Here is a 1,739-nt window from a genome sequence, read left to right as displayed (position 1 = left end):
CCGCCACACCTGTTGACCATCCTCGTCATTGCCCACGTAGAACGCGATGCGCCCATCCTCCTCGCGGCGAAGCGTCGGACTGAACGTGATGGTGTCCATTTCGCCGCCCTTGCCGATGAAGCGCATTTCACCGCCGCAGACAAAGTTCGAACCGGCCTGCTCTCCCAGCGCACCACAGTTCAGTGGCGAGGATTCGGCGCGGACCAACGGCTTTACCCGAGGCTGGATGCGCCTCTGGTCGGCCAGCTCGCAGAAATGGTCGGCGATGGTGTTGCGCATCTCGGCCTGTGAGGGCATCCATGCGGGGCAGCGGGACGCGTCGTCCTGGCAGCTGCTGGCCGGGGCGGTGGAGGCGGGCAGGGTGGACGGTGCTGCGATCGTCCCGGAAAGCGGCAGCAGGGAAGCTGCGATGGCAAGCAACAGGCGAGTGGAGACGGGCACGCGTATCTCTGGTCAGTTGAGCCCGGCATCGTAACGCAGGGCGCTGGCCATCATTCTCCTGGCGTCCCCGGCGGCAGGCTGTCATCACGCTCGTACCAGGATGGAAGCTCCAGCGCGTGGCTTTTGAGCATGGCCTGGATGCACGCGTGCGCCTGGCCTCTTTCTGCGTGCTCGCATTGGTCCAGAATCTCCGCAGCCAGCGTTTCAAACTGTGGCCAGAACTGCGCTGGATGGCGCGACCGCGCCAACCAGTGCATCAGCATCTCGGCCAGCGCATCAAGCTGCACCTGTATTTCAGGGCGCACGTTCATCCCGGGGCCGCACCCAGATCAAGCGCGACGCGGTAGTGATGGCCGTCGTCGCGCAGCAGGACGGTGAGGTCCGGCTGCAGCACGCCATCCACGTGCAGCGTGGGCTGGTCCTGCGCAGTGCGGGTCACCACGAACTCGTAGAAGCTGCGGCCGAAGCGGTAGCTCAGTTCGAATGACGGCCAGTGATCGGGCAGGCACGGTGCCAACGAAAGACGATCGCCCTGCCGACGTATGCCCAGCAGCGATTCGACCAGCAGGCGATACATCCAACCGGCCGAGCCGGTGTACCACGTCCAGCCGCCTCGCCCGACGTGCGGAGGCACGGCGTAGACGTCGGCTGCCAGCACATAGGGCTCGACGCGGTAGGTCTGGATCGCCTCCGGGTCCAGCGTGTGACTGAGCGGGTTGATCATGCCGGCCAGCTCCCAGGCACGCACCGCATCGCCCTGCTGTGCGAATGCCATGGCCGCCCACACGGCCGCATGGGTGTACTGGCCGCCATTCTCGCGCACGCCAGGTACGTAGCCACGAATATAGCCGGGGTCTTCCGGGGTCTGGTCGAAGGGCGGATCGAGCAGCTGGATCAGCTTGGCGTCCTTTCGCACCAAGTGCGTGTACAGCGAATCCAGCGCCTGCGAGGCACGTTCAGGCGCGGCGACGCCTGACAGCACCGACCAGCTCTGCGAAATCGAATCGATGCGGCATTCTTCGTTCTGTGACGAGCCCAACGGGGCGCCGTTGTCGAACCAGGCGCGGCGATACCATGCCCCGTCCCAGGCATGCTGTTCCAGGTTCTGGCGCAGGCTTTCGGCCTGCTGTTGGCACCACTCCGCACGGGGTGCATCGCCATGCGCGTTGGCCAGCCCGATGAAGCGGCGGAGCGTGTCATGCAGGAAGAAGCCGAGCCACACGCTTTCACCGCGCTGCTGGTCGCCGACGCGGTTCATGCCGTCGTTCCAATCCCCGCTGCCCATCAGTGGCAGGCCA

At 65.6% G+C, this 1,739-nt stretch carries 2 protein-coding genes and 1 pseudogene; all 3 read right to left on the bottom strand.

Annotated elements, in window-relative coordinates; all coding sequences use genetic code 11:
- Nucleotides 1–279, bottom strand: a pseudogene (locus tag AC1VAN_RS20870) (hypothetical protein); the annotation flags it as partial.
- Nucleotides 280–491: 212 nt separating this feature from the next.
- A complete protein-coding gene (locus AC1VAN_RS20865) occupies nt 492–752 on the bottom strand; it encodes a hypothetical protein (protein WP_025874540.1) in 261 nt (86 codons plus the stop codon).
- On the bottom strand, nt 749–1,739 hold a 991-nt coding region (locus tag AC1VAN_RS20860), incomplete at its 5' end, for a GH36-type glycosyl hydrolase domain-containing protein (RefSeq protein WP_480986641.1). The genes AC1VAN_RS20860 and AC1VAN_RS20865, both read right to left, overlap by 4 nt.

The organism is Stenotrophomonas sp. 05L44_2 (assembly GCF_056665995.1).
The sequence above is the reverse complement of the archived record's forward strand: the minus strand, read 5'-3'. Positions and strand labels throughout refer to the sequence as shown.